Origin of the sequence: Nocardiopsis sp. NPDC006139, from assembly GCF_040614155.1 — a bacterium.
GTDB lineage: Bacteria > Actinomycetota > Actinomycetes > Streptosporangiales > Streptosporangiaceae > Nocardiopsis > Nocardiopsis changdeensis.
Genome location: NZ_JBEXTT010000001.1, coordinates 291623 through 312105, shown reverse-complemented (window position 1 = coordinate 312105; position 20483 = coordinate 291623). Strand labels below are relative to the sequence as shown.

General features: G+C 74.5%; 23 protein-coding genes. 17 read left to right on the top strand and 6 right to left on the bottom strand.

Going from position 1 to position 20483, the window contains the following annotated elements; translation table 11 throughout:
* Positions 1 to 4: 4 nt before the first annotated feature.
* A complete protein-coding gene (locus ABZ249_RS01270) occupies positions 5 to 550 on the bottom strand; it encodes an NAD(P)H-dependent oxidoreductase (RefSeq protein ID WP_355255559.1) in 546 nt (181 codons plus the stop codon).
* Between the two features lie 65 nt (positions 551 to 615).
* On the bottom strand, positions 616 to 1872 hold the full coding sequence (locus ABZ249_RS01265; RefSeq protein ID WP_355255557.1) for an SfnB family sulfur acquisition oxidoreductase: 1257 nt from the start codon (positions 1870 to 1872) through the stop codon (positions 616 to 618).
* A gap of 614 nt (positions 1873 to 2486) precedes the next feature.
* On the opposite strand from ABZ249_RS01265, the gene ABZ249_RS01260 reads away from it, so the two are divergent.
* From ABZ249_RS01260 to ABZ249_RS01245, 4 genes are all read left to right on the top strand, one after another.
* Positions 2487 to 3014, top strand: coding sequence for a cysteine dioxygenase family protein (locus ABZ249_RS01260; RefSeq protein WP_355255555.1), 528 nt, complete (start codon positions 2487 to 2489; stop codon positions 3012 to 3014).
* Positions 3011 to 3397, top strand: a complete 387-nt coding sequence (locus ABZ249_RS01255) for a rhodanese-like domain-containing protein (protein ID WP_355255553.1) — start codon at positions 3011 to 3013, stop codon at positions 3395 to 3397. The genes ABZ249_RS01260 and ABZ249_RS01255 overlap by 4 nt, the downstream gene beginning before the upstream one ends.
* A gap of 176 nt (positions 3398 to 3573) precedes the next feature.
* Complete coding sequence (locus ABZ249_RS01250; protein ID WP_355255551.1) at positions 3574 to 3708, top strand: hypothetical protein; 135 nt, start codon at positions 3574 to 3576, stop codon at positions 3706 to 3708.
* The gene (locus ABZ249_RS01245) at positions 3705 to 4964 is read left to right on the top strand and encodes a putative sulfate exporter family transporter (RefSeq protein WP_355255549.1); all 1260 of its coding nucleotides are present in this window, start codon (positions 3705 to 3707) and stop codon (positions 4962 to 4964) included. Before ABZ249_RS01250 ends, ABZ249_RS01245 begins: the two co-directional genes overlap by 4 nt.
* 61 nt (positions 4965 to 5025) lie before the next feature.
* Here the strand turns inward: ABZ249_RS01245 and ABZ249_RS01240 are convergent, their stop codons facing one another.
* Together ABZ249_RS01240 and ABZ249_RS01235 are read right to left on the bottom strand one after the other, a co-directional pair.
* Complete coding sequence (locus ABZ249_RS01240; RefSeq protein ID WP_355255546.1) at positions 5026 to 5598, bottom strand: NAD(P)H-dependent oxidoreductase; 573 nt, start codon at positions 5596 to 5598, stop codon at positions 5026 to 5028.
* A gap of 12 nt (positions 5599 to 5610) precedes the next feature.
* Positions 5611 to 6228 (bottom strand): hypothetical protein, encoded by a 618-nt coding sequence (locus ABZ249_RS01235; protein ID WP_355255543.1) that lies wholly within the window; start codon positions 6226 to 6228, stop codon positions 5611 to 5613.
* 100 nt (positions 6229 to 6328) lie between these two features.
* Here ABZ249_RS01235 and ABZ249_RS01230 point away from each other — a divergent pair, with 100 nt between their 5' ends.
* Entirely contained in the window at positions 6329 to 6826 is a 498-nt protein-coding gene (locus tag ABZ249_RS01230; RefSeq protein ID WP_355255540.1) for a MarR family transcriptional regulator, read from the top strand.
* A 52-nt stretch (positions 6827 to 6878) separates the two neighbouring features.
* Here ABZ249_RS01230 and ABZ249_RS01225 read toward each other — a convergent pair whose 3' ends face one another.
* Positions 6879 to 7394 carry a winged helix-turn-helix domain-containing protein gene (locus ABZ249_RS01225; RefSeq protein ID WP_355255537.1) on the bottom strand — a complete coding sequence of 172 codons (516 nt, stop codon included), beginning with the start codon at positions 7392 to 7394 and terminating at the stop codon, positions 6879 to 6881.
* Positions 7395 to 7638: 244 nt separating this feature from the next.
* On the opposite strand from ABZ249_RS01225, the gene ABZ249_RS01220 reads away from it, so the two are divergent.
* The 5 genes from ABZ249_RS01220 (at position 7639) to ABZ249_RS01200 (ending at position 12828) form a co-directional block, all read left to right on the top strand.
* A complete protein-coding gene (locus tag ABZ249_RS01220) occupies positions 7639 to 8517 on the top strand; it encodes a MetQ/NlpA family ABC transporter substrate-binding protein (RefSeq protein WP_355255534.1) in 879 nt (292 codons plus the stop codon).
* A gap of 287 nt (positions 8518 to 8804) precedes the next feature.
* A complete protein-coding gene (locus tag ABZ249_RS01215) occupies positions 8805 to 9866 on the top strand; it encodes an ABC transporter substrate-binding protein (protein ID WP_355255531.1) in 1062 nt (353 codons plus the stop codon).
* A gap of 271 nt (positions 9867 to 10137) precedes the next feature.
* Positions 10138 to 11187, top strand: a complete 1050-nt coding sequence (locus ABZ249_RS01210) for an ABC transporter substrate-binding protein (RefSeq protein WP_355255528.1) — start codon at positions 10138 to 10140, stop codon at positions 11185 to 11187.
* A complete protein-coding gene (locus tag ABZ249_RS01205; protein WP_355255526.1) occupies positions 11187 to 11957 on the top strand; it encodes an ABC transporter ATP-binding protein in 771 nt (256 codons plus the stop codon). Before ABZ249_RS01210 ends, ABZ249_RS01205 begins: the two co-directional genes overlap by 1 nt.
* Positions 11950 to 12828 (top strand): ABC transporter permease, encoded by an 879-nt coding sequence (locus ABZ249_RS01200; protein ID WP_355255523.1) that lies wholly within the window; start codon positions 11950 to 11952, stop codon positions 12826 to 12828. The genes ABZ249_RS01205 and ABZ249_RS01200 overlap by 8 nt, the downstream gene beginning before the upstream one ends.
* Before the next feature lie 59 nt (positions 12829 to 12887).
* On the opposite strand, the gene ABZ249_RS01195 is transcribed toward ABZ249_RS01200, so the two are convergent.
* Positions 12888 to 13673 (bottom strand): sulfite exporter TauE/SafE family protein, encoded by a 786-nt coding sequence (locus tag ABZ249_RS01195; protein WP_355255520.1) that lies wholly within the window; start codon positions 13671 to 13673, stop codon positions 12888 to 12890.
* A 131-nt stretch (positions 13674 to 13804) separates the two neighbouring features.
* Here ABZ249_RS01195 and ABZ249_RS01190 point away from each other — a divergent pair, with 131 nt between their 5' ends.
* From ABZ249_RS01190 to ABZ249_RS01160, 7 genes are all read left to right on the top strand, one after another.
* Entirely contained in the window at positions 13805 to 14557 is a 753-nt protein-coding gene (locus ABZ249_RS01190; RefSeq protein WP_355255517.1) for an IclR family transcriptional regulator, read from the top strand.
* A 148-nt stretch (positions 14558 to 14705) separates the two neighbouring features.
* Complete coding sequence (locus ABZ249_RS01185; protein ID WP_355255514.1) at positions 14706 to 15713, top strand: NrtA/SsuA/CpmA family ABC transporter substrate-binding protein; 1008 nt, start codon at positions 14706 to 14708, stop codon at positions 15711 to 15713.
* A 29-nt stretch (positions 15714 to 15742) separates the two neighbouring features.
* Positions 15743 to 16597 (top strand): ABC transporter permease, encoded by an 855-nt coding sequence (locus ABZ249_RS01180; RefSeq protein ID WP_355255511.1) that lies wholly within the window; start codon positions 15743 to 15745, stop codon positions 16595 to 16597.
* A gap of 19 nt (positions 16598 to 16616) precedes the next feature.
* The gene (locus ABZ249_RS01175) at positions 16617 to 17321 is read left to right on the top strand and encodes an ABC transporter ATP-binding protein (protein WP_355255508.1); all 705 of its coding nucleotides are present in this window, start codon (positions 16617 to 16619) and stop codon (positions 17319 to 17321) included.
* A gap of 136 nt (positions 17322 to 17457) precedes the next feature.
* Positions 17458 to 18546 (top strand): ABC transporter substrate-binding protein, encoded by a 1089-nt coding sequence (locus ABZ249_RS01170; RefSeq protein WP_355255505.1) that lies wholly within the window; start codon positions 17458 to 17460, stop codon positions 18544 to 18546.
* A 29-nt stretch (positions 18547 to 18575) separates the two neighbouring features.
* Positions 18576 to 19514, top strand: a complete 939-nt coding sequence (locus tag ABZ249_RS01165) for an ABC transporter substrate-binding protein (RefSeq protein ID WP_355255502.1) — start codon at positions 18576 to 18578, stop codon at positions 19512 to 19514.
* Positions 19511 to 20470, top strand: coding sequence for an LLM class flavin-dependent oxidoreductase (locus ABZ249_RS01160; RefSeq protein WP_355255499.1), 960 nt, complete (start codon positions 19511 to 19513; stop codon positions 20468 to 20470). Before ABZ249_RS01165 ends, ABZ249_RS01160 begins: the two co-directional genes overlap by 4 nt.
* Positions 20471 to 20483 lie beyond the last annotated feature (13 nt).

Sequence of the window (20483 nt, the reverse complement as noted above, 5' to 3'; positions counted from 1 at the left end):
GGGTTCAGGACGCGGTGGCCCGGGCGGTCGCGCGCAGCGCCGGCGCGGCGGCCCCGGCCCAGGGGGCGAGCACCTCGTCCAGCAGCGGGGCGGGGACGTCCGGGCCCCCGGCGGGGACGGTGTCCTGGAGCAGCGCCACCCCGGCGGCGGGCACCGTCGCGCCCAGCTCCAGCAGCAGCGGCCGCAGGTGCACCTCCACCGCGAGGGTGTGCGCGGGCGAGGCCATCACCAGTACCGGGACCGCGGTGACCCCGGCCAGGCCGCCCGGGGGCAGCAGGTCCAGGAACACCTTGAGCAGCCCGGTGTAGGTGGCCTTGTAGGTGGGGCTGGCCACGACCAGCAGCTCGGCGGCGCGCACCTGCTCCAGGGCCGCGGCCACGTCCAGCGGCGGACCGGGGGTGAGCAGCAGGGGTTGCAGGCCGGCGAGTTCGAGCAGGTCGGCCCGCTCGGGGAGCCCGGCGGCCCGGGCGGCGTGGCGGGCCACGGCCAGCCCGGCGGTGGCGGTGCGCGAGTGCGGTCGGGGGTTGCCGACGAGGACGGTGGTGGTCATGGCGGGCCTTCGGATTCGGTGTGTCGGTCGGACGGACGCCGTCGGGACGGAGCGGTCGTCGCGGGTCAGATCTGCCCGTGCCGCGGGGGGCGGCGCCGGTTGAGGGAGTACTCGCCCAGGTGCTGGACCTTCCAGCGCTCCGGGTCGTGGACGGTGTGGGTGCGGGCGTCGCGCCAGAAACGGTGCAGGTTCTCGCCCTGGGCGGTGGCGCGGGTCCCGGCCACCTCGAACAGCGCCGAGGACACCTCCACGGCGGTCCGGCCGCCGGCGACCTTGGCGGCGGCCACCGCCAGGGAGGCCTCGGCGGTGGCGTCCCCGGCCCCGGGGGAGTCCTGGGCCAGGACCGCGTCGGCGGTGTCCACCCGGGCGGCGGCGGTGGCCAGCAGCGCCTCGGCGGCGCGGACCCGGACCTCCAGCTCGCCGAACCGGTGGACGAGCAGGGGGTCCTCCGCCGCGGTGTCCGCCCCGCTCTCGAACCAGGGGCGGCTCTTGGTGCGGACGAACTCCGCGGCCGCGTCCAGGGCCCCGCGCGCCGCGCCGACGTCGATGGCGGTGTGCAGCAGCTGGGCGAACGCGCCGAACGTGGTGGGGGCCTCGAATGTGCGGTACTGCTCCAGCACCAGCGCGTCGGGCACCCGCACCCCGGACAGGTGCACCGTGCCGCTGGCGGTGGTGCGCTGGCCCATCCCGTTCCAGTCGTCCTCGATCCGGACCCCGGGGGCGGAGGCGGGCACGAGGGCGATGTGCGGGCGCGGGCCGCCGGGGGTCTCGGCGGGGGCGACGACCGCGAGCCAGTCGGCGAACAGCGAGCCGGTGGCGTAGTACTTGGTGCCCTCCAGACACCACTCCTCGCCGTCGCGCTCCAGCCGGGTGGCGTGCGTGTGCGCGGTCCTCCCCGAGCGCTCGGCCTGGGCGTTGCCGAGCAGGGCCCCCACCAGGACGTCGCCGAACACCCGCTCGCGGGCGGCGGGGCCGCCGCGCAGGCGCACGGCGTTGAGGAAGGCGAAGTGCGGCTGGGGGATCTGGGCGAGGCTGAGGTCGGCGGTGCCGAGCAGCCGCAGCACCTCGGCGACGGTGGCGGCGCGCACGCCGGCGCCGCCCAGGGAGCGCGGCACGGTGATGCCCAGCAGGCCGGAGCGCGACAGCGCGCGCACCTGCCCGCGGGGGAGCGTGCGGTCCCGGTCGCGGGCGGCGGCGCCCTCGGCCAGGTGGGGGAGCAGGTCGCGCACGGCGTCCAGGGCCTCGGCGTCGGTGGCCAGGACCCGGGCGGGCGCCCGGTCGTCGGCCGTGCCTCGGGCGGGGCCGGTGATCGTCTCGGACACGGGGAACCTCCTGCTTGTGGCGCACACTGACCTGTGAATACCTACCGGAATTGTGTGGAATTACAGCACGGGTGGGCCTGCGACGGGCGGCGGTGCCCGATCTTCGGCGTGGCGTTCGGTGCGGAGGGCTCGGGCGGCGGGGGTGTGCACGCCCCGGGCCGGGGTGGCGGGCCGCTCCGCGCACGGCGGCCCTCCCGGCCCGGGGCGTGGGGACCGGCCTCGCGGCGTCCGCCCGGCGGGGTGGCCCGGGCGGGCGCCGCGGGTGCGGCGGGTCCTGGCCGGCGGCTCCGCGATTCCGTCGGCCCCCTCTCCAGGCTGGAACGCTAAACACATTTTGTCAACCAGAAAAGTAGGAAATATTCGGAGGGGTGCCATTGAGCGAGGTCGGGCGGTGTGTCCGGCGCGGGTGCGACGCGCGTGGCGCGGGAGTATGCCGACTAAACCTGTAGGGAATGTGGTTTACTGCGGTGCATGGCAGTCAGCACTCCGGTACACCCGCCGCGGACCTGGCGGAGGTCGCTCACCTTCGACGAACGCTGTCGGTGAGCGGCCGGCGCGCCGCGCCGCCCGCACCCGACCCCGTCCGCCGCAGCAGTGAGAAGAAGACGAAGCCCATGACCGCCGACATCGCCACCGCACCCACGCCGCTCACCCTGGACCGCCTGGCGGCGCTGACCGCCGAAGTGGCCGAAGAGGTCCGCCGGGGTCTGCACGAGATCCGCTTCGACGCCGAGAACCGCTGGTCGGTGCGCCTGCACGCGGACGACCACACCGACGTCTGGCTCATCTCCTGGACCCCCGACCAGTCCACCCGGCTGCACGACCACGCGGGCTCCCTGGGCGCCCTGACCGTCGTCGCCGGCGAGCTGGTCGAGCGCTACTGGGCCGGCCGGCTGCGCGAGCGCACCCTCGCCGACGGCGGGGGCGGCCGCTTCCCGCTGGGCCACGTCCACGACGTCGTCAACGCCTCCGGCGCGCCCGCCGTCAGCGTGCACGCCTACTCCCCGCCGCTGACGGCCATGCACTACTACGAGGTCGGCGGCGACGGCGCCCTGCGCCGCACCGACAGCGTCCTCACCACCGACCCCGAGCCCGGCGCACCGACCCTGGACAGCGTCCCGGCCCGCGAGGGGGTCCGGTGAGCGCGGTCGACCGCCTCCTCCACAGCAGGCGCGCCCGCCTGGAGCGCCTCTCGCCCGCCGAGGCCCTGGCCGCCCAGCGCGCGGGCGCGCTGCTGGTCGACACCCGGCCCGCCGTCAACCGCGAGACCGAGGGGGAGATCCCCGGGGCCCTGGTCATCGACCGCAACGTCCTGGAGTGGCGCCTGGACCCGACCAGTCCGGACCGGGTGCCCGAGGCGGACTCCGCCGACCGGCACATCGTGCTGTTCTGCAACGAGGGCTACGCCTCCAGCCTGGCCGCCGCCCAGCTCCAGGAGCTGGGCCTGAGCCGGGCCACGGACCTCGTCGGGGGCTTCCGCGCCTGGCGGGCCCAGGGGCTCCCGGTCCTCGCACCCCGGGGCTGACCCGGTCCGGAGCGCGGTGAGTCCCGGGCGGACGGGTGTCCGCCCGGGCCTGGCGCTCCGCACGGCCTTTAATTACACTAAATCAGTAGGTTTTATAGAGAATCGGCGGCGCCCCGCTGCGTCCCCCCACCCCCCGGGCGCCCCGACACCGGCGCCCGGAGAAACAGAGAAGGACCATGAGCGAGACACCCCCCACCGCCCCCGAACGCCCCCGCCGCAGCCTCGGCGAGGACTGGGCCGCCACCGTCACCGGACTCGTCCTGCTCGGCCTCGCCCTGGTCGGCGCCATCCCGGCGGGGCTGATCCCGTGAGCGACGCGAACCCCGCCCCCGGCGACGAGACCCCCGAGGAGGCCCCCGGGGCCGCCGGGGCCGAGACGGTGCGGACCGGGGCGGACCCGGGCCCGCCGGAGGCGGCAGGGGAGGGCGCGGCCGCCACCGAGGACACCACCGGAAGCGGCGGCGCGGACGCCCCGGCGGTCCGCGGCGGCGCCTCCCCGGCCTGGGCCGCGGTCGGCCTGGCCGTCGTCCTGGCGCTCGCCGCCACCACCCGGTTCCTCACCTCTTGGGTCCCCGAGGCCGCGGCGGGAACGGCCCTGGCCGGGTTCGCCGAGGCCGTCGAGTACCCGGTCTACGCCATCCTGCTGGGCCTGCTCGGCAACCTGGTGCTCACCCTGGCCGGCGTGCGCGACCGCCTGGCCCCGGCCTTCCGCACCGAGTTCTTCATCAAGACCGGCCTGGTCCTGGTGGGCTCCACCGTCCTGCTCGACGTCATCGTCCGGGCCGCGGGTCCCGCGATCCTCCAGGCGCTGTTCCTGGTCACCGCGGTGTTCCTGTTCACCTGGTGGCTCGGCGGCCGGTTCGGCCTGGACGACCGGCTGCGCGCGCTGCTGGCCTCCTCGGTCTCCATCTGCGGCGTCAGCGCCGCGATCGCCGCCGCCGGGGCCGTGCAGGCCCGCCGCGAGCAGCTCGCCTACACCGCGAGCCTGGTCATCCTGTTCGCCGTCCCGTCGATCTTCCTGCTGCCCTGGCTGGTCGGCGTGCTGGGCCTCGACGACGCCCAGGCCGGCGCCTGGATCGGCGGCAACATCGACACCACCGCGGCGGTCGCCGCGGCCGGTGCGATCGTCGGCGAGGACGCGCTCCAGATCGCGTCCATCGTCAAGTCCACCCAGAACGTCCTGATGGGCGTGGTGGCGGTGCTGCTCACCGCCTACTTCGCCGTCAAGGCCGCCCCCGCAGGGGAGGGCGCCGCCGCCCGTCCGGGCCTGACGACCCTGTGGGAGCGGTTCCCCAAGTTCGTACTGGGCTTCCTGGCCGCCTCGGTCATCGCCACGGTCTGGGCCAACGCCGGGGGCGACGGCGCCCAGGACGGCCTGGACACCGCCAAGGCGCTGCGCGACTGGTTCCTCATCGCGGCGTTCACCAGCATCGGCCTGGAGTTCAAGGCGGGCTCGCTGCGCGAGGCCGGCTGGCGGCCGATCGGCGTCTTCGCCCTGGCCACCGTGTTCAACCTGCTGGTGGGCCTGGTGCTGGCGTTCCTGCTGTTCCGCGGCTTCTCCTTCTGAGCCGGAGCGCGCACGCGCGAGGGGGCGGGCCGGTGCCCGCCCCCCTCGCCGTGTCCCGGGGTCAGGCGGCCCCCGAGGCGCGCAGTCCGGACAGCGCCCGCTCCAGGCCGCCCAGCTCGCGCAGCATCGCGTCGGCCGCGGAGTCCAGGGCCGCGCCGGGCCGGAACACCCCGGCCCCGTCCAGGTCGTCGCGCAGCCCGACCGTGACGACCGGGGCCGCCGGGACCATGCCCAGGGCCGCCGCCACCGGCTGGAACGCCTCCACCGCGCGTATCCCCCGCGAGGACATCCCGTAGCCGACGAAGCCCACGGGCTTGCGCCGCCACTCGTGGAAGAGGAAGTCGACCGCGTTCTTGAGCGGGGCGGTGTACGAGTGGTTGTACTCGTTCACCACGAACACGAAGGCGTCGGCGGAGGCGACCGTCGCGCTCCACGCCCTGGTGTGCGGGTGCACGGGCGCGTCCTGGGAGGGGGAGCCCGGCTCGTCCAGGAAGGGCAGCGCCAGCTCGGCGAGGTCCACGGTGAAGGGGGTGAACACGCCCTCGCGTACCGCGCGCCCGGTCACCCAGGAGGCGATCGAGGGGCCCGGGCTGGTGGGGCGGGTGCTGGCGGAGAGGACCATCAGGCGGGGCATGGGAGTGCCTCCTCAGTTCTTCGAGGGCGAGTGGGCGGGCGCGGGGAGGGGCGCCCCGGTGCGGAGCACGGACAGGAACGCCTGGGTGAGCGGGCCGACGGCGAGGGCGAAGAGCACGGTGCCGACGCCGACCGAGCCGCCGAACAGCCAGCCCAGGACGAGGACGGACAGTTCGATCGCGGTGCGCGCCCGGGCGATGCTCAGGCCGCGCGCGGCCAGGCCGGTCATCAGCCCGTCCCGGGGACCCGGGCCCAGTCCCGCGCCGACGTAGAGGGCGGTGGCCGCGGCGGTGAGCACGACGCCCGCCGCCAGCAGGGCCCAGCGCCAGAGCAGGGACTGCGGATCGGGGAGCAGGGCCAGGGAGACCTCCACGGCCGGGCCGACCAGCAGCACGTTGGCGACGGTGCCGGGACCCGGCCGCTGGCGCAGGGGGAGCCAGAGCAGCAGCACCAGCGCGCCGACCCCGATCACGACCCCGCCCAACGGCAGGCCGGTGCGGTGGGCCAGGCCCTGGTGGAGCACGTCCCAGGAGGACATCCCCAGGTCCGCGCGGACCATCAGGGCGACCCCGAGGCCGAAGAGCGCGAGGCCGGCGGTGAGGGCGGTGTACCGGAGGGGGAGGGAGGACATGGCGTTCCTTTGGTGATGTGTCACCAAGAATCCGATATCCCGGTGACGTGTCACCAATGTAAGGGGAGTCTTGGTGACATGTCAACGCTAGGGTGGGGGCATGGAACCACCACGCTGGCTCACCGCCCCCGAGGCCCGCGCCTGGCGCGGCTACCGGCGCATGCGCGCCCTGCTCGACCTGCGGATCACCCGCGACTTCGCCGAGGACGGGCTGTCGGACGCGGACTACGACGTGCTGTCCAACCTGGGCGAGGCCGCCGGGAACCGGCTGCGCACCCGTGAGATGGCCTCGCGCATGCTCTGGTCCACCTCCCGGCTCTCCCACCACGTCTCCCGGATGGAGAAGCGCGGCCTGGTCCGGCGCCTGGAGGCGGAGGAGGACGCCCGCGGCAGTGAGATCGCGCTCACCGGTCACGGGCGGGAGGTCCTGGAGGCCGCCGCGCCCGCCCATGTGGCGACGGTGCGGGAGCACTTCATCGACCTGCTCACCCCGGAGGAGGTCCGGGTGCTGGGCGACATCGCCGAGAAGGTGGTGGAGCGCCTGGCGCGGGACACGCCCACGCGCAGCCCGGAGCGCCGGGCGCGGGGGCGGGCCTGACGCGCGGGCGGGTGCGCCGTGCCGCTCCGGGGCCCGCCCGCCGCGCCGGCGGTCAGGCCTCGGCGGAGGGCGCGCCCGGGCCCCGGTAGATGTAGCCGACCCTGCGCACGGTGGCGATGAGGTCCCCGGCCGGGCCGAGTTTGCGGCGCAGCCGGTGGATGTGCACGTCGATGGTGCGCGAGTGCATCCCCTCCGCGGCGCCCCACACCCGCTCCATCAGCTCGGTGCGGGTGATCGCGCGGCCGGGGGAGCCGGTCAGGCACTCCAGCAGCTCGTACTCCTGGTAGGTCAGCTCCACCTCGCGCCCGTCCGACCACACCCGGCGGGCGTCGCGGTCCAGGAGCAGGCCGCCGGCGGGCGGCAGGGGGCGGACCCGGGTGTGGGGCTCGTCCACGACGACCCCGTACACCAGCATGTACTTGCCGCTCTCGGGAAGGGGTAGCACGCCCAGGAGCGAGTGCTCGCCCGAGTCGGCGCCGGGGGTCTCCCGGGGGCCGGGGACGGCGGTCAGGGCCGGGCGTGCGGGCCGGGCCTCGGTCTCGGCTGTGGCGGTGTGTGCGGTGAGCATGACTCCATGATGCGGCCTATTCTCGATATTAGCTACCGTATTAGTTGGTAATCTTGGCCCCCTGTGGCCGATGCCACGTGGCGCGGGGGGAGGCCGGGAGATTTCCTACCAAGGAGGTGGGATAGTCTTCCATTGGGTCATCGGATGTCCCATCGGACCCTCCGGTCCCACCCGAGCGCCGGTCGCGCACCGGTGCGGCGGAACCCCCCGCGATCCCCACCCTCACGATCACGAAGGAGCGCACATGCGCACGACCTCAGCCGTCATCGGTGCCGCCGCCGCTGTCACCCTGGCGCTCACCGCCTGCGGCGCCCCCAGTGAGCAGGCCGCGGAGGACAACGGGGGAGAGGGCGCGGCGGAGGTGCTGCGCGTGGGCGTCAGCCCCGTCCCGCACGGCGACATCCTCGCCTTCATCGACGAGAACCTCGCCGAGGAGGCCGGGCTGGACCTGGAGATCGTGGAGATCTCCGACTACAACACCCCCAACACCCTCCTGGTCGAGGGCGAGCTGGACGCGAACTACTTCCAGCACCGCACCTACCTGGAGGAGTGGACGGCCAACGGTCCCGACGCCGACTTCACCTACATCACCGACGTGCACATCGAGCGCCTCGGCCTGTACTCCGAGAGCGTCGAGAGCGTCGCCGACCTGCCCGAGGGCGCCGAGATCGCCGTGCCCAACGACCCGGCCAACCTCAACCGCGCCCTGGGCATCCTCCAGACCGAGGGCCTCATCGAGGTGGACCCGGAGGCCGGCGAGCTGGCCACCGAGAACGACATCACCGACAACCCCAAGGACATCACCGTCACGCCGCTGGAGGCCGCGCAGCTGCCGCGCGCCATCGCCGATGTGGACGCCGCGGTCGTCAACGGCAACTACGCCATCGAGGCGAACCTGCCCGAGGAGAGCAACGTCCTGGCCTGGGAGCCCGAGGGCGACGACTACGTGCAGGCCTACGCCAACGGCCTGGTGGCCCTGGAGGAGAACGCCGAGGACGAGCGTGTTCGGCTCCTGGCCGAGCTGCTGCACGACGAGCGCGTCCTGGAGTTCGTGAAGGAGTCCTGGCAGGGCGTCGTCCTGGCCGTGGACGCCGAGGGCAACGTCATCGAGACCGCCGAGTAGCACCCGGCGACGACACCGAGCGGGGCCCGGCGGGCCCCGATCGCACCAGGGCTCCGCGCCGCCCCCGGCTCGTCTCTCCGGCGGGCGGCGCGGGACCCCGCACACCGTGAGGGGCGGTGGGGCCGTGCGCCCCGCCGCCCCTCGCGGCGTTCCCGGCCAGGGCCCCTCTGCGCAAGCTTTTTGTGAGCTGGATCACTGTCGATTGACTTCCTACTAATCCTACTAATTAAGTATGTTTTTTCCTGGTCGCTCCGGCCTCCCCCTACGTCGTGAAGAGGAATCCCGAGATGAGCAAGCGCACCACCGTGCTCTCCGCCGCCGCGGCGGCCCTGGCGCTCAGCCTGGCCGCGACCGCGTGCGGGGGAGCGGAGGACGGCGGCGGGTCCGGCGACGGCGCCCCGGCCGACTCCCTGACCCTCGGCTACTTCCCCAACCTCACCCACGCCCCGGCCCTGGTCGGCGTGGAGAACGGGACCCTCGCCGAGGCGCTGGGCGACGTCGAGTTGCAGACCCAGACCTTCAACGCCGGCCCCGACGCGATCAACGCCCTGTTCGCCGGGGAGATCGACGCGACGTTCATCGGCCCCAACCCGGCCGTCAACGGCTGGTCGCAGTCGGACGGCACGGCCCTGCGCATCATCGCAGGGTCCACCTCGCGCGGCGCCGGGCTGGTCGTCCGCGAGGGCATCGACAGCGTCGAGGACCTGCCCGGCACCACCCTCTCCACGCCGCAGCTGGGCAACACCCAGGACGTGGCGCTGCGCTGGTTCGTCCGGGAGCAGGGCTGGGAGGTCGACACCGAGGGCGGCGGCGACCTGTCGATCCTGCCCCAGGACAACGCGGAGATCATCGACACCTTCCTGCTCGGCGAGATCGACGGCGCGTGGGTCCCCGAGCCCCACCTGAGCCGCCTGGTCGAGGAGGGCGGCGGCCACCTGCTGGTCGACGAGGCCGACCTGTGGCCCGAGACCGGCGGCGAGTTCGTCACCACCCACCTCATCGTCAACGCCGACTTCCTGGAGGCGAACCCCGAGGTCGTCGAGGGCCTGCTGCGCGGGCACGTCGAGACGGTCGACTGGATCAACGACAACCCCGAGGAGGCCCAGGCCGCGGCCATCGCCCACCTGGAGTCGCTGACCGGCGGCGAGCTGGACGCCGAGGTGGTCGCCTCCGCGTTCGGCAACATGACCTTCACCGTCGACCCGGTCGCGGAGTCGCTGCGCGGCGGCGCCGAGCACGCGGAGGGGGTCGGCCTGCTGGACCCGGTCGACCTGGAGGGCATCTACGCGCTCGACCTGCTCAACGGGGTGCTGACCGAGCTCGACCGGGAAGAGGTCGCCGGCTTCTGACCCGGCGGGGCGCCGCCACGGAAAGTGGCCTGGATCACTTTCTGTGGCGGCCGTCGGCGGTGGCGCGGCCCCCACGAGGGGATTCGTGTCGGCGCAACGCTCTGAGCTGCGCTTTCTCCGTGGGGCTTGGAGTGGTCGGAGCGGGGAGGGCGTCCGGGTCGCGGGCCTCCGGAACCCCGTGCTCTGACAGGGGCGCGCGGTGACTTTCACAAATCCTACTTATTAAGTAGAGTTTTGTCCGTTGCCAGACCGCACCCGAAAAGGACTCCTCATGCGTGTGCCCTCCCCGCCCCTGCGGACCGCGGCCGCGGTCCTGCTGGTCCTGGGCGCGGCCGCCACCGGATGCGCCGCGGACCCCGAGCGGGACGACACGCTGACCCTGGGCTACTTCCCCAACCTCACCCACGCCCCCGCGCTGGTCGGGGTGGAGGACGGGATCTTCGCCCGGGCCCTGGGCGACACCGCCTTCGACACCCGCACCTTCAACAGCGGCCCCGACGCCGTCAACGCCCTCTTCTCCGGCGAGATCGACGCCGCCTATCTGGGGCCCAGCCCGGCCGTCAACGGCTGGCACCAGTCCGAGGGGCAGGCCCTGCACATCGTCGCCGGGGCCGCCACCCGCGGCACCGGCCTCGTGGTCCGGGAGGGCATCGACGACGTCGAGGACCTGCGCGGCACCACCCTGGCCACACCCCAGCTCGGCGGGACCCAGGACGTGGCGCTGCGCTGGTTCGCCCGCGAACAGGGCTGGGAGACCGACACCGCCGGCGGCGGCGACCTGTCCATCGTCCCCCAGAGCAACCCCGAGACCGTCGACGCCTTCGCGCTCGGCGAGATCGACGGGGCCTGGCTCCCCGAGCCCTTCCTCGGCCGAGTCCTCGCCGAGGACGGTGCGCACCTGCTCGTCGACGAGGCCGACCTGTGGCCCGGCGGTGAGTTCGTCACCACCCACCTCGTCGTCTCCGCCGACCTGCTCCGGGAGCACCCCGAACGGGTCGAGGACCTGCTGCGCGGACACGTCGAGGCGGTCGACCTGGTCAACGACGACCCGGACGCCACCCTGTGGGCCGTCTCCGCCCACCTGGAGGAGATCACCGGGAGCACGCCCGATCCCGACCTCACCGCCGCGGCGCTCGACAACATCGCCTTCACCGTCGACCCCGCCGCGGACTCACTGCTCACCGGAGCCGAGAGGGCCGAGGCCGTCGGCCTGCTCGACCCCGTCGACCTGACCGGAATCTACGCCCTGGACCCGCTCAACGCCCTCCTCGCCGAGGACGGCCGAGAGCCGGTCGCCGGGCTGGAAGGGGAGGGGCCCTGATGACCGCCGTCACCGACACGCCCCCGCGTACCGCCGCCGTCGAGATCGACGGCATCTCCAAGGTGTTCGGCCACGGCAGCGGTGCCGTGACCGCCATCGACGGGATGTCGATCACCGTCGGGACCGGGGAGTTCCTGTCCATCGTGGGGGCCTCCGGCTGCGGCAAGAGCACGCTGCTCTCCCTCGTCGCCGGACTCGACCGCCCCACCACCGGCGCCGTGGACGTCGGGGACCACCGGGTCTCCATGATGTTCCAGGAGGCCGCGCTGTTCCCGTGGCTGAGCGTCGGGGCCAACATCGAGGTGCCGATGAAGGTCAACAAGGTGCCCCGGGCCGAGCGCCGGCGGCGGGTCGCCGAGCTTCTGGACCTGGTGCGACTGACCGGGTTCGAGCGCAAGCAGCCCCACGAGCTGTCCGGCGGCATGCGCCAGCGCGTCGCCCTGGCCCGCGCCCTGGCCCAGGACACCGACGTGCTGCTCATGGACGAGCCCTTCGGTGCACTGGACGCCATGACGCGCGACATCCTCCACGACGAGCTGGAGCGGATCTGGCAGGAGAAGGGGCTGACCGTCCTCTTCGTCACCCACAACGTGCGCGAGGCGGTGCGCCTGGGCGACCGGGTCGTGCTGCTGTCCAGCCGCCCGGGCCGGGTCATCTCCGAGTTCCCCGTGGAGGGCGAGCGGCCCCGCCGCATCGACTCCGCGCCCATCGCGGCCCAGGCCGCCGCCATCACCGACCGGCTCCGCGAGGAGGTCTCCCGCCATGCCTGACGCCGACGTGAGGGACCGGGACCGCGAGGTCCACGGGCTGGACGCCCTCGAACTCCAGCCCGCGCGCGGCACCGGCGCGACCGGGCTCGGCGAGAGGGCCCGCGTGCTGTGGTCGGCGACCTGGCCCAAGCTGGTCGCCGTGGTCCTGGTGCTGGCCGCCTGGCAGGCCGTGGTGTGGTCGGGGTGGCGGACCGAGTTCGTGTTCCCCGGCCCGGACAGGGTGCTGCCCGCCCTGTTCGGCGAGATCACCACGCCGGAGTTCTGGACGGCGGTGCAGGTGACCATGCGCCGGGCCCTCACGGGGTTCGCCCTGGCGCTGGCCGTGGGCGTGGTCATCGGGCTGGCGGTGTCGCAGTTCAAGCCGCTGCGGGCGGCCATCGGGTCGCTCATCACCGGGCTCCAGACCATGCCGTCGATCGTGTGGTTCCCCTTCGCGATGCTGCTGTACGGCATCAGCGAGTCGGCGATCATGTTCGTCATCGTGCTGGGCGCCGCCCCCTCCATCGCGGGCGGGCTCGTGTCCGGCATCGACTACGTGCCGCCGACGCTGCTGCGCGCCGGGCAGGTCATGGGGCTGCGCGGGGCGCAACGGTACACGGTGCTCATCATCCCGGCGGCGCTGCCGATGTTCGTCACGGGGCTCAAGCAGGGCTGGGCGTTCGCCTGGCGTTCCCTGATGGCGGGCGAGCTGCTGGTGATCATCAACCAGCAGAACTCCATCGGCTGGGCGCTCAGCCAGGCCCGCCAGCTCAACGACGCCGACCGGCTGCTGAGCTACATCATCATCGTCCTGGTCATCGGCATCGTGATCGACGTGTTCTTCAACTGGGCCGACCGCGCCCTGCGCCGGCGCTGGGGCATCACCGCCTGAGCGCACGCACGGGCCGCCCCGGGGCCCCGGGGCGGCCCGCCCCTGCGTCCCGGGGCGGATCAGGTGAGCAGTCCGGCGAGGTAGACCGCACCGGTGAGGCAGACGAGGGCGCCCAGCAGGAGGCGCAGGGGCCGCTCGCCCATCCGGCGCGACAGGGCGATGCCCGCCAGGGAGCCCAGCGCGCCGCCCGTGCCCAGGGCCAGGCCGGTCTCCCAGTCCGGGGCGGCCGGGGCCGCGCCGAAGCCGACCCGGTCGAAGACCGCGTAGGCGGTCAGTCCCACGACCGAGGTCGTGAAAGTGGTCGTCAGCGCCACCACCGCGGCCCGGGCGGTGATCCAGCCCGCCACCCCGATCAGCAGCGGCGACAGCAGGGACCCGCCGCCGATGCCCACCGCCGCGCCCACCAGTGAGGCGCCGCCCGCCGCGGCCGCGAGCAGCCGGCGGCCACCGCGTTCGCGTCCCGGGCGCGGGGGAGCGTCCCGCCGGGAGGGGGACAGCAGCCGCACGCCCGTGCCGAGCAGGACCACGCCGAGCAGGCCGCGGAACAGCAGCGGGTCCGACAGCCAGGTGACCCGCACCGCCGCCCCCGCGACCGCGCAGGGCACGGCGGCCGCCGTCACCACGAGCATCTCCGCGCCGTTCCCGCGCGCGGACCGGGCGAGCCGGGCGATGCCCAGCGGGGTGGCCACCACGTTGTAGAGCAGGTTGGTGGCGCTGACCTGGGGGCCGTGCATGCCCAGGGCGCTGAGCTGCACGGGCAGCAGCAGGACGGCCCCGGAGACGCCGACGGGGGCGGTCAGCGCGGCGACGGCGAATCCGGCCAGGGCGGCCACGAGGAGTTCCACCCGGCAAAGCCTATCGATTGAGTGGGGAATTCGGGAGGGTGTTCCGGGGCCGCCCTGTGGTTCAGTGGGGCGTGGTCCGGTAGGACGGGGCGTCCCGCGGTGGGGGCCCGGAGCGCGAGGAGAGGCGAACGATGGAGGAGGAGTCCCGGCCCGCCGGGTCGCAGGCGGTGGTCCGGGCGCTGCGGGTGCTGCACTGCTTCCGCGACCACGGACCCGAACTGGGCGCCACCGACATCGCCCGGCTGCTGGACCTGCGCACCAGCACGGCCCACCGGCTGGCCCGCACCCTGGTCTCCGAGGGCTTCCTGGAGCAGGACGCCGCCACCTCCCGCTACCGGCTCGGCGCCGCCGTCGCCGAACTGGGCCATGCCCTGTACCGGCACCGCGGCCTGTACCGGATCGAACCCCTCATGGAGAGCCTGGCCGAGGCCACCGGCACGTCGCCGGGCCTGGCCGTCCGCAGCGGTTCGCGTGCGGTGGTCATCGCCGGGGAGGCGGTGGACCCCGAGTCGGGGCTGAGCGTCTACATCCCGCTGCACGCCTCGGCGATGGGCAAGGTCCTGATGGCCTGGGACACCTCGGTCGACCCCTCCCGGCTGGAGCTGGAACGGCTGACCGCGAACACCGTCACCGACCCCGACCGGCTCCGGGCCGTGCTGGAGGAGGTGCGCGCCCGGGGGTACGCGGTCAACGACCGGGAGATCACCGACCGCAAGCGCACCGTGGCCGTGCCGCTGACGGACGCGGCCGGCCGGGTGCGGATGGCGCTGGCGCTGCGCGCCGACGCCGAGGACCTGCCGGTGGAGCGGTTCCCCGAGTTGGCCCGGATCGCCCGGGAGTTCGCGCCCGCGTTCCAGAGGCTGCTGCTGCACCCCGCCGAGTAGGGGATCCCAGGTCGGAGCATGTGTCGGCGTGGGGCGCGGCCCTATTACCCATAAAACCTACTGGAAAGGTTGACTTTGCCACGATGTGGCAAATACGGTGTGGACGTCCACCGGCCCACCCCAGGGCCCCGTCCCGAAAGCGACCGCCATGCCCCTTCGCCGCATCCCGGTGCTCACCCTGGCCGCCGCGCTCCTGGTCACGACCGCCGCCTGCACCGCCGCCGGCGGGGCCGCCGAGGAGGGCGGCGAGGGCGCGGTCCTGCGCCTCATCGACCCCGGGAACGCCGGCCCCCTCGCCTACGCCAAGCGCGAGGGCATCTTCGAGGAGCGCCTCGCCGAGGTCGGCGCCACCATCGAATGGGGCGGCTCCTACGCCTCCTTCACCGCCGCGAGCGAGGCGCTGCGCACCGGCGACATCAACATCCAGCAGGGCGCCCTCTCACCCGCCGTGGGAGCCCTGACCACCAGCGACGACCTGCGCGTGTTCATGGTCGCCGACACCGCCGACCCCGAGGCGCCCCTGGCCGACGGCCTGGTCGTCCCGGCCGACAGCGACGCCGAATCGCTCCACGACCTCGTCGGCGCGCGCATCGCCGTCAACCGGGCGGGCAAGGGCGAGTACCTGCTGCTGCGCGCACTGGAGGCCGAGGGCCTGGAGCCCGACGACGTCGAACGCGTCCACCTCGACCCGCAGGAGGGCGCCGCCGCGTTCGCCTCCGGTGACATCGACGCCTGGTGGGCCATCGTCGACGCCTACCCCGAGGCCGTCGCCAACGGCGCGCGGACCATCCTGACCGGCCAGGACGTGGACGACGCCGACCTGGGCATGTTCGCCGCCCGCGTCGAACTGCTGGAGGAGCACCCCGAGGCCGTGGAGGTGTTCTTCGAGGTCTACAACGAGCTGGTCCGCCAGGGAAACGAGGACCCCGAGGCCTTCCAGAACGTGTTCCTGGACGAGGGCCCCACCGCCCGCACCGGCCGGCGCCTGGACGACGCGATCGAGACCACGCGCCTGGCCCACGAGTTCCGGTACCCGACCGGGGAGGACCTGGCCGCCATCGAGACCGTCGGCGGGGTCTTCCACGAGCACGGGATCCTCGCCGAGGCCGTCACCGCCTCCGAGGTCGTCTTCGACCTGTCCGCCGCCACCGGCTGAAGCCGCACCACCTCCGAGCGGAGCCCACCATGAGCGTGCTGTCCAACGCCCCCGCCGTCCCGGACACCGACCCCGGCGACGACCTGGAGCGCCCCGCCCACCTGGGGGCGCGCCGCCGCCCGCCCGCACTGTCACTGGCGCTGCGGCTGAGCGTCCCCGCGGCCGCCCTGCTGCTGTGGTGGTGGGGCGTGCGCTCCGGGGCCGTGGACCCGGCCGTCCTGTCCACCCCGCCGGACGTGCTCCAGGCCCTGCGCGAACTGGTCGCCACCGGCCAGCTCACCGAGTTTTTGGCCGCCTCCTTCACCCGCGCCGCCCTGGGCGCCACGGTGGGGGCGGCGGCGGGGCTGGTCCTGGGCGTGGCCGCGGGGCTGTCCGCCCTGGGCGAGGAACTGGTCGACCCGTCCATGCAGATCCTGCGGGCGGTGCCGTTCCTGGCCCTGGTGCCGCTGTTCATCTCCTGGTTCGGGGTGGACGAGACCTTCAAGGTCGTGCTCATCGCGGTGTCCGCGGTGGCGCCCATGTACGCCTACACCTACCTGGGCGTACGCGGGGTGGACCGCAGGCTCGTGGAGGCGGCGCGCGGGCTCGGGCTGGGCCGGGCGCGCCTGGTCGCCGAGGTGATCGTGCCGACCGCGCTGCCCAGCATCCTCATGGCGCTGCGCATCTGCCTGAGCGTGAGCCTGACCGGCCTCATCGCCGCCGAGCAGATCGGCACCACCGCCGGCATCGGCTACCTGGTCACCCTCGCCCAGCAGTACTACCGCACCGACTACATGGTGCTGTGCGTCCTGCTCTACGCCGTCATCGGCATCGCCATCGACCTCGCCATCCGCCTGGCGGAACGGCTGCTCATGCCCTGGCGCGGACATGTCGCCGCCCGCTGAGACCCCGGAAGGGACCGCCATGACCACGGCCGTGCGGCTGCGCGGACTGCACAAGGCATTCAGAGCCAAGACCGTCCTGGACGGCGTCGACCTGGACATCCCGCGCGGGGCGTTCACGGTGCTGCTGGGGCCCAGCGGCACCGGCAAGACCACCCTGCTGCGCATCCTCGCCGGGCTGGAGGAGCCCGACGCCGGCGAGGTCCTCGTGCCCCGCCGACGCACCACCGTCTACCAGGAGCCGCGGCTGATCCCGGCCCGCCGGGTGCTGGCCAACGTCACCCTGGGGCGGCGGCGCGGCCCGGCCACCCGGGCCGCCGGGGAGCGGGCGCTGGACGAGGTGGGCCTGGCCGACAGGGCGCGGGCCTGGCCCGCGACCCTGTCGGGCGGGGAGGCCCAGCGGGTCGCCCTGGCCCGGGCGCTTGTCCGCGAACCGGAGCTGCTGCTGCTGGACGAGCCCTTCGCCGCCCTGGACGCCCTCACCCGCCTCCGGACCCAGGACCTGGTGGCCGAACTGTGCGCCCGGCACCGCCCGGCGGTGCTGCTGGTCACCCACGACGTGGACGAGGCGGTCCGGCTGGCCGACCGCGTGCTGATCCTGCGCGAGGGCCGCATCGCCCTGGACCGGGAGATGGCGGAGGACCACCCCCGGCACCGCGACGACCCCCACGTGCTCGCCCTGCGCCGCGACCTCCTCGCCGAACTCGGCGTCCCCGCCGCCCACTGACCGCCCGCCGACCCGGCGGCCCACACCCGCCGCCTGTGCCTGCCGACCCCGGCCGCCCACCCCGGCTCCGGGCGGGGTCGGCCGCCCCGAAGCCGGCGCCATCCACCACCCGTCCCATCACCGCTCAGGAGCATCCATGACCACCTCCGTCACCGACGCCTCCGCGGTCGCCGGAGTCACACCGCCGCCCGGTGTGGACCGCGTCTGGTACACCCGCTGCCCCGTCCCCACCGCCAGCGGGCTGGCCCTCAACCTCGGCTGGCTCGCCTCCGGCTTCGCCGGACACGGCCTGGACGTCGGCGTCCTCCAGGACGCCCCGCCCGAGATCGCCGCCCACCACTTCGACCACCGCCTGCGCGGCCTGTTCCGCGAGGGCGGCAGCGTCCCGGCCCTGGCCGCCAGGTCCGAGGGCGCCCCCACCCGCCTCATCGGCCTCACCTGGATCGACGAGGGACAGGCCGTCCTCACCCGCCCCGGCACCGGCATCACCGGACCCGCCGACCTGGCCGGCCGGCGCGTCGCCGTCCCGGGCCGCGCCGCGACCCCGGGCCGCGGCTTCCCCCGGGCCATGGCCCTGCACGGCTTCGCGGGCGCCCTCGCCCTGGCCGGGCTCACCCTCGACGACGTCCGACAGGTCGAGGTCCCGGCCGCGTTCGAGCCCACCGTCGGAGCCGACTCCCGGGTCGGGAACTGGCCCGGCCTGTCCGCCCTCGCGGCGGGCGAGGTCGACGCCGTCTACGTCAAGGGCGCCCGTGCCGCCGAGGAGGGCGCGGCGATCGGCGCGGTCGTCGCCGTGGACCTGGACGCCGTCCCGGACCGGCGCTCGCGCGTCAACAACGGCACCCCGCGGCCCATCACCGTGCACGAGCGCACCCTGGCCGAGAACCCCGGGCTGGTCACCGAGTTCCTCGTCCAGACCCTGCGCGCGGCCGCCTGGGCCGCCACCCGGCCCGACGAGGTGCGCGCCGTCCTGGCCGCCGAGACGCACTCGGGGGCGGCGGGCGTGGACCGCGCCTACGCCGACGGGTTCCACACCGACCTGGCCCCGGACCTGTCCGCCGAGCGCCTGGACCTGCTCGACCGCCAGCAGCGGTTCCTGCACGACCACGGCTTCCTGGCCGAGCCTGTGGACGTGCACGCCTGGGCCGCCCACGAACCGCTGGCCGAGGCGCACCGCGTCCTGGCCGCCGAACACGCCGTCCTGCCCGAGAACCCCACCGGCTGAGCCGCCACACCACCACAAGGAGCACCGCCATGACCAAGGTCGGGTACTTCCCGCACAACAACTCGCTGTTCGTCCTGCGCCACCGCGGCATCCTGGAACGGACGCTGCCCGACGTGGAGTGGGTGGACCTGCGCGACCTGCCCCAGGGCGCGCGCCCCGCCCCCACCGACGGGCTGCCCACCGTCCACGCCGACCACCTCTTCGACGGCGGCTACGACTTCATCGGCACCGGCTTCACCCCGCCCATCACCGCCCAGGGCCACGGGCTGGACATCGTCTACGCGGCCATCTCCGAGCCCCGGGTGGAGAACGGGCGGCTCATCGTCAGGGCCGACTCCGACATCCGGGGCCTGGACGGCCTCCGGGGGCGCAGGGTCGGCATCGCCCACGGCTCCTGGCAGACCGCCCTGCTGCTGTTCGCCCTCGAACGCGCGGGGCTGACCTGGAAGGACATCGTCCCGGTCGACACCGGCGTCAACGCGGGGGAACAGTTCCTGGACGGGGGGATCGACGCCTGGGTGGGCGCCTACCCGGGTCTGAAGGCGGTCGAGGAGCGGGTGGAGACCCGCGACCTGGTCGCCACCGACGGGCTCTTCAGCCACCGGTCGCTGTGGTTCACCCGGCGCGACTTCGCCGAGGAGCGCACCGGCGAGCTGGCCGCGATCGTCGGGGCGCTCCAGGAGTCCGACGCCTGGATCCGGGAGAACCCGCGCGAGGCGGCGGAGATCTTCGTGGCCGACGCCCGCGAGCGCGGCAATCCGGACACCGACCCCGACGCCTGGGAGCACGCGCTGCGCACCCGGCCGTTCGGGCTGCACCCGGTGACGGAGGAGTTCGTCGCCGAACAGCAGCACGCCGCCGACCTGCTGTACGCGGGCGGCCTGCTGCCGACCCGGCCCACCGTGGCCGACGCGGTCTCGGAGAAGGCCGGAGCCCTGGTCCCGCCGGTCCCCGGGGCCGCGCGATGACCGAGGTGATCCTGCGCCTGCCCACCGGGCCCGCCCCCGCACGGGGGTTGGGTGCGGTGGCCACGGATGTGCGCGGCGACCTGTACGGGCCGCTGGAGGAGGCGTTCCAGACCTGGCGGGCCGCCGAGATCGCCGGGCTGGACGGCGTGCTCGCCCCGGACGACCCGGACGGGGAGGAGCCCTGGACGGTCGCCGCGGGAGCGCTGCGGGCCGGCCGCCACCTGCGGGCCGTCGCGGAGTTCCCACCCTCGTTCGCGACACCGGTGTACGCGGCCAAGCTGTCGGCCACGTTGCAGCGGGCCGCCCACGGGCGCCTGGGGTGGAAGGTGGCGGTGGGCGGCGACCCCGCCGTGCGCGCCGCCCAGGGCGACCCGGTGACGGGGGAGGACGCGCTGCGCCGGGCGCACGAGTTCCTCACCGTCGCGAAGGGCGTGTGGCACGAGAGTCCGTACACCTTCGAGGGGGACTTCTACCGGGTGCTGGGAGGCGGGTTCGGGCACCCGCTGGCGGGGCGGCCCTTCCCGACGGTGTACCTGTCGGGGACCACGCCGGGGGAGCTGGACCTGTCGGCGGCCCACGCCGATGTCCACCTGCTGCGGCTCGGCGACGACGTCGGGGCCGTCCGGGCCGAACTGGACCGCCGTGCCCCGGGGCGCGCGGTCCGGCTGGGCGTGGAGCTGTCGGTGTCCGTGCGCCATGTGGGGCAGGACGACGGGCCGCCCGAGGACGTGGCCGGCCGCTGGGACGGATTCGCATCCCTGGGGCACACGGTCCCGGAGGGGCTGGTGGGGACCCCCGCCGAGTTGGCCGCCGAGCTGGACGCCCTGCGCCGCCGCGGTGTCACCACGTTCGTCGTCGAGGCCCGCCCGGCCCTGGCGGAGGCGTACCGCCTGGGCGAACACCTGCTGCCGGCCCTCGCCGGCCTCGCGGAGGGAGCGGTCGCCGGTGCCCGCTGACGCCGCCCGCCGC

Coding starts and splice junctions, on each gene's coding strand:
- ABZ249_RS01270 (WP_355255559.1), bottom strand. CDS start 550: ATGACCACCACCGTCCTCGTCGGCAACCCCCGACCGCACTCGCGCACC.
- ABZ249_RS01260 (WP_355255555.1), top strand. CDS start 2,487: ATGACCGCCGACATCGCCACCGCACCCACGCCGCTCACCCTGGACCGC.
- ABZ249_RS01250 (WP_355255551.1), top strand. CDS start 3,574: ATGAGCGAGACACCCCCCACCGCCCCCGAACGCCCCCGCCGCAGCCTC.
- ABZ249_RS01240 (WP_355255546.1), bottom strand. CDS start 5,598: ATGCCCCGCCTGATGGTCCTCTCCGCCAGCACCCGCCCCACCAGCCCG.
- ABZ249_RS01235 (WP_355255543.1), bottom strand. CDS start 6,228: ATGTCCTCCCTCCCCCTCCGGTACACCGCCCTCACCGCCGGCCTCGCG.
- ABZ249_RS01230 (WP_355255540.1), top strand. CDS start 6,329: ATGGAACCACCACGCTGGCTCACCGCCCCCGAGGCCCGCGCCTGGCGC.
- ABZ249_RS01225 (WP_355255537.1), bottom strand. CDS start 7,394: ATGCTCACCGCACACACCGCCACAGCCGAGACCGAGGCCCGGCCCGCA.
- ABZ249_RS01220 (WP_355255534.1), top strand. CDS start 7,639: ATGCGCACGACCTCAGCCGTCATCGGTGCCGCCGCCGCTGTCACCCTG.
- ABZ249_RS01215 (WP_355255531.1), top strand. CDS start 8,805: ATGAGCAAGCGCACCACCGTGCTCTCCGCCGCCGCGGCGGCCCTGGCG.
- ABZ249_RS01210 (WP_355255528.1), top strand. CDS start 10,138: ATGCGTGTGCCCTCCCCGCCCCTGCGGACCGCGGCCGCGGTCCTGCTG.
- ABZ249_RS01205 (WP_355255526.1), top strand. CDS start 11,187: ATGACCGCCGTCACCGACACGCCCCCGCGTACCGCCGCCGTCGAGATC.
- ABZ249_RS01200 (WP_355255523.1), top strand. CDS start 11,950: ATGCCTGACGCCGACGTGAGGGACCGGGACCGCGAGGTCCACGGGCTG.
- ABZ249_RS01190 (WP_355255517.1), top strand. CDS start 13,805: ATGGAGGAGGAGTCCCGGCCCGCCGGGTCGCAGGCGGTGGTCCGGGCG.
- ABZ249_RS01185 (WP_355255514.1), top strand. CDS start 14,706: ATGCCCCTTCGCCGCATCCCGGTGCTCACCCTGGCCGCCGCGCTCCTG.
- ABZ249_RS01180 (WP_355255511.1), top strand. CDS start 15,743: ATGAGCGTGCTGTCCAACGCCCCCGCCGTCCCGGACACCGACCCCGGC.
- ABZ249_RS01175 (WP_355255508.1), top strand. CDS start 16,617: ATGACCACGGCCGTGCGGCTGCGCGGACTGCACAAGGCATTCAGAGCC.
- ABZ249_RS01170 (WP_355255505.1), top strand. CDS start 17,458: ATGACCACCTCCGTCACCGACGCCTCCGCGGTCGCCGGAGTCACACCG.
- ABZ249_RS01165 (WP_355255502.1), top strand. CDS start 18,576: ATGACCAAGGTCGGGTACTTCCCGCACAACAACTCGCTGTTCGTCCTG.
- ABZ249_RS01160 (WP_355255499.1), top strand. CDS start 19,511: ATGACCGAGGTGATCCTGCGCCTGCCCACCGGGCCCGCCCCCGCACGG.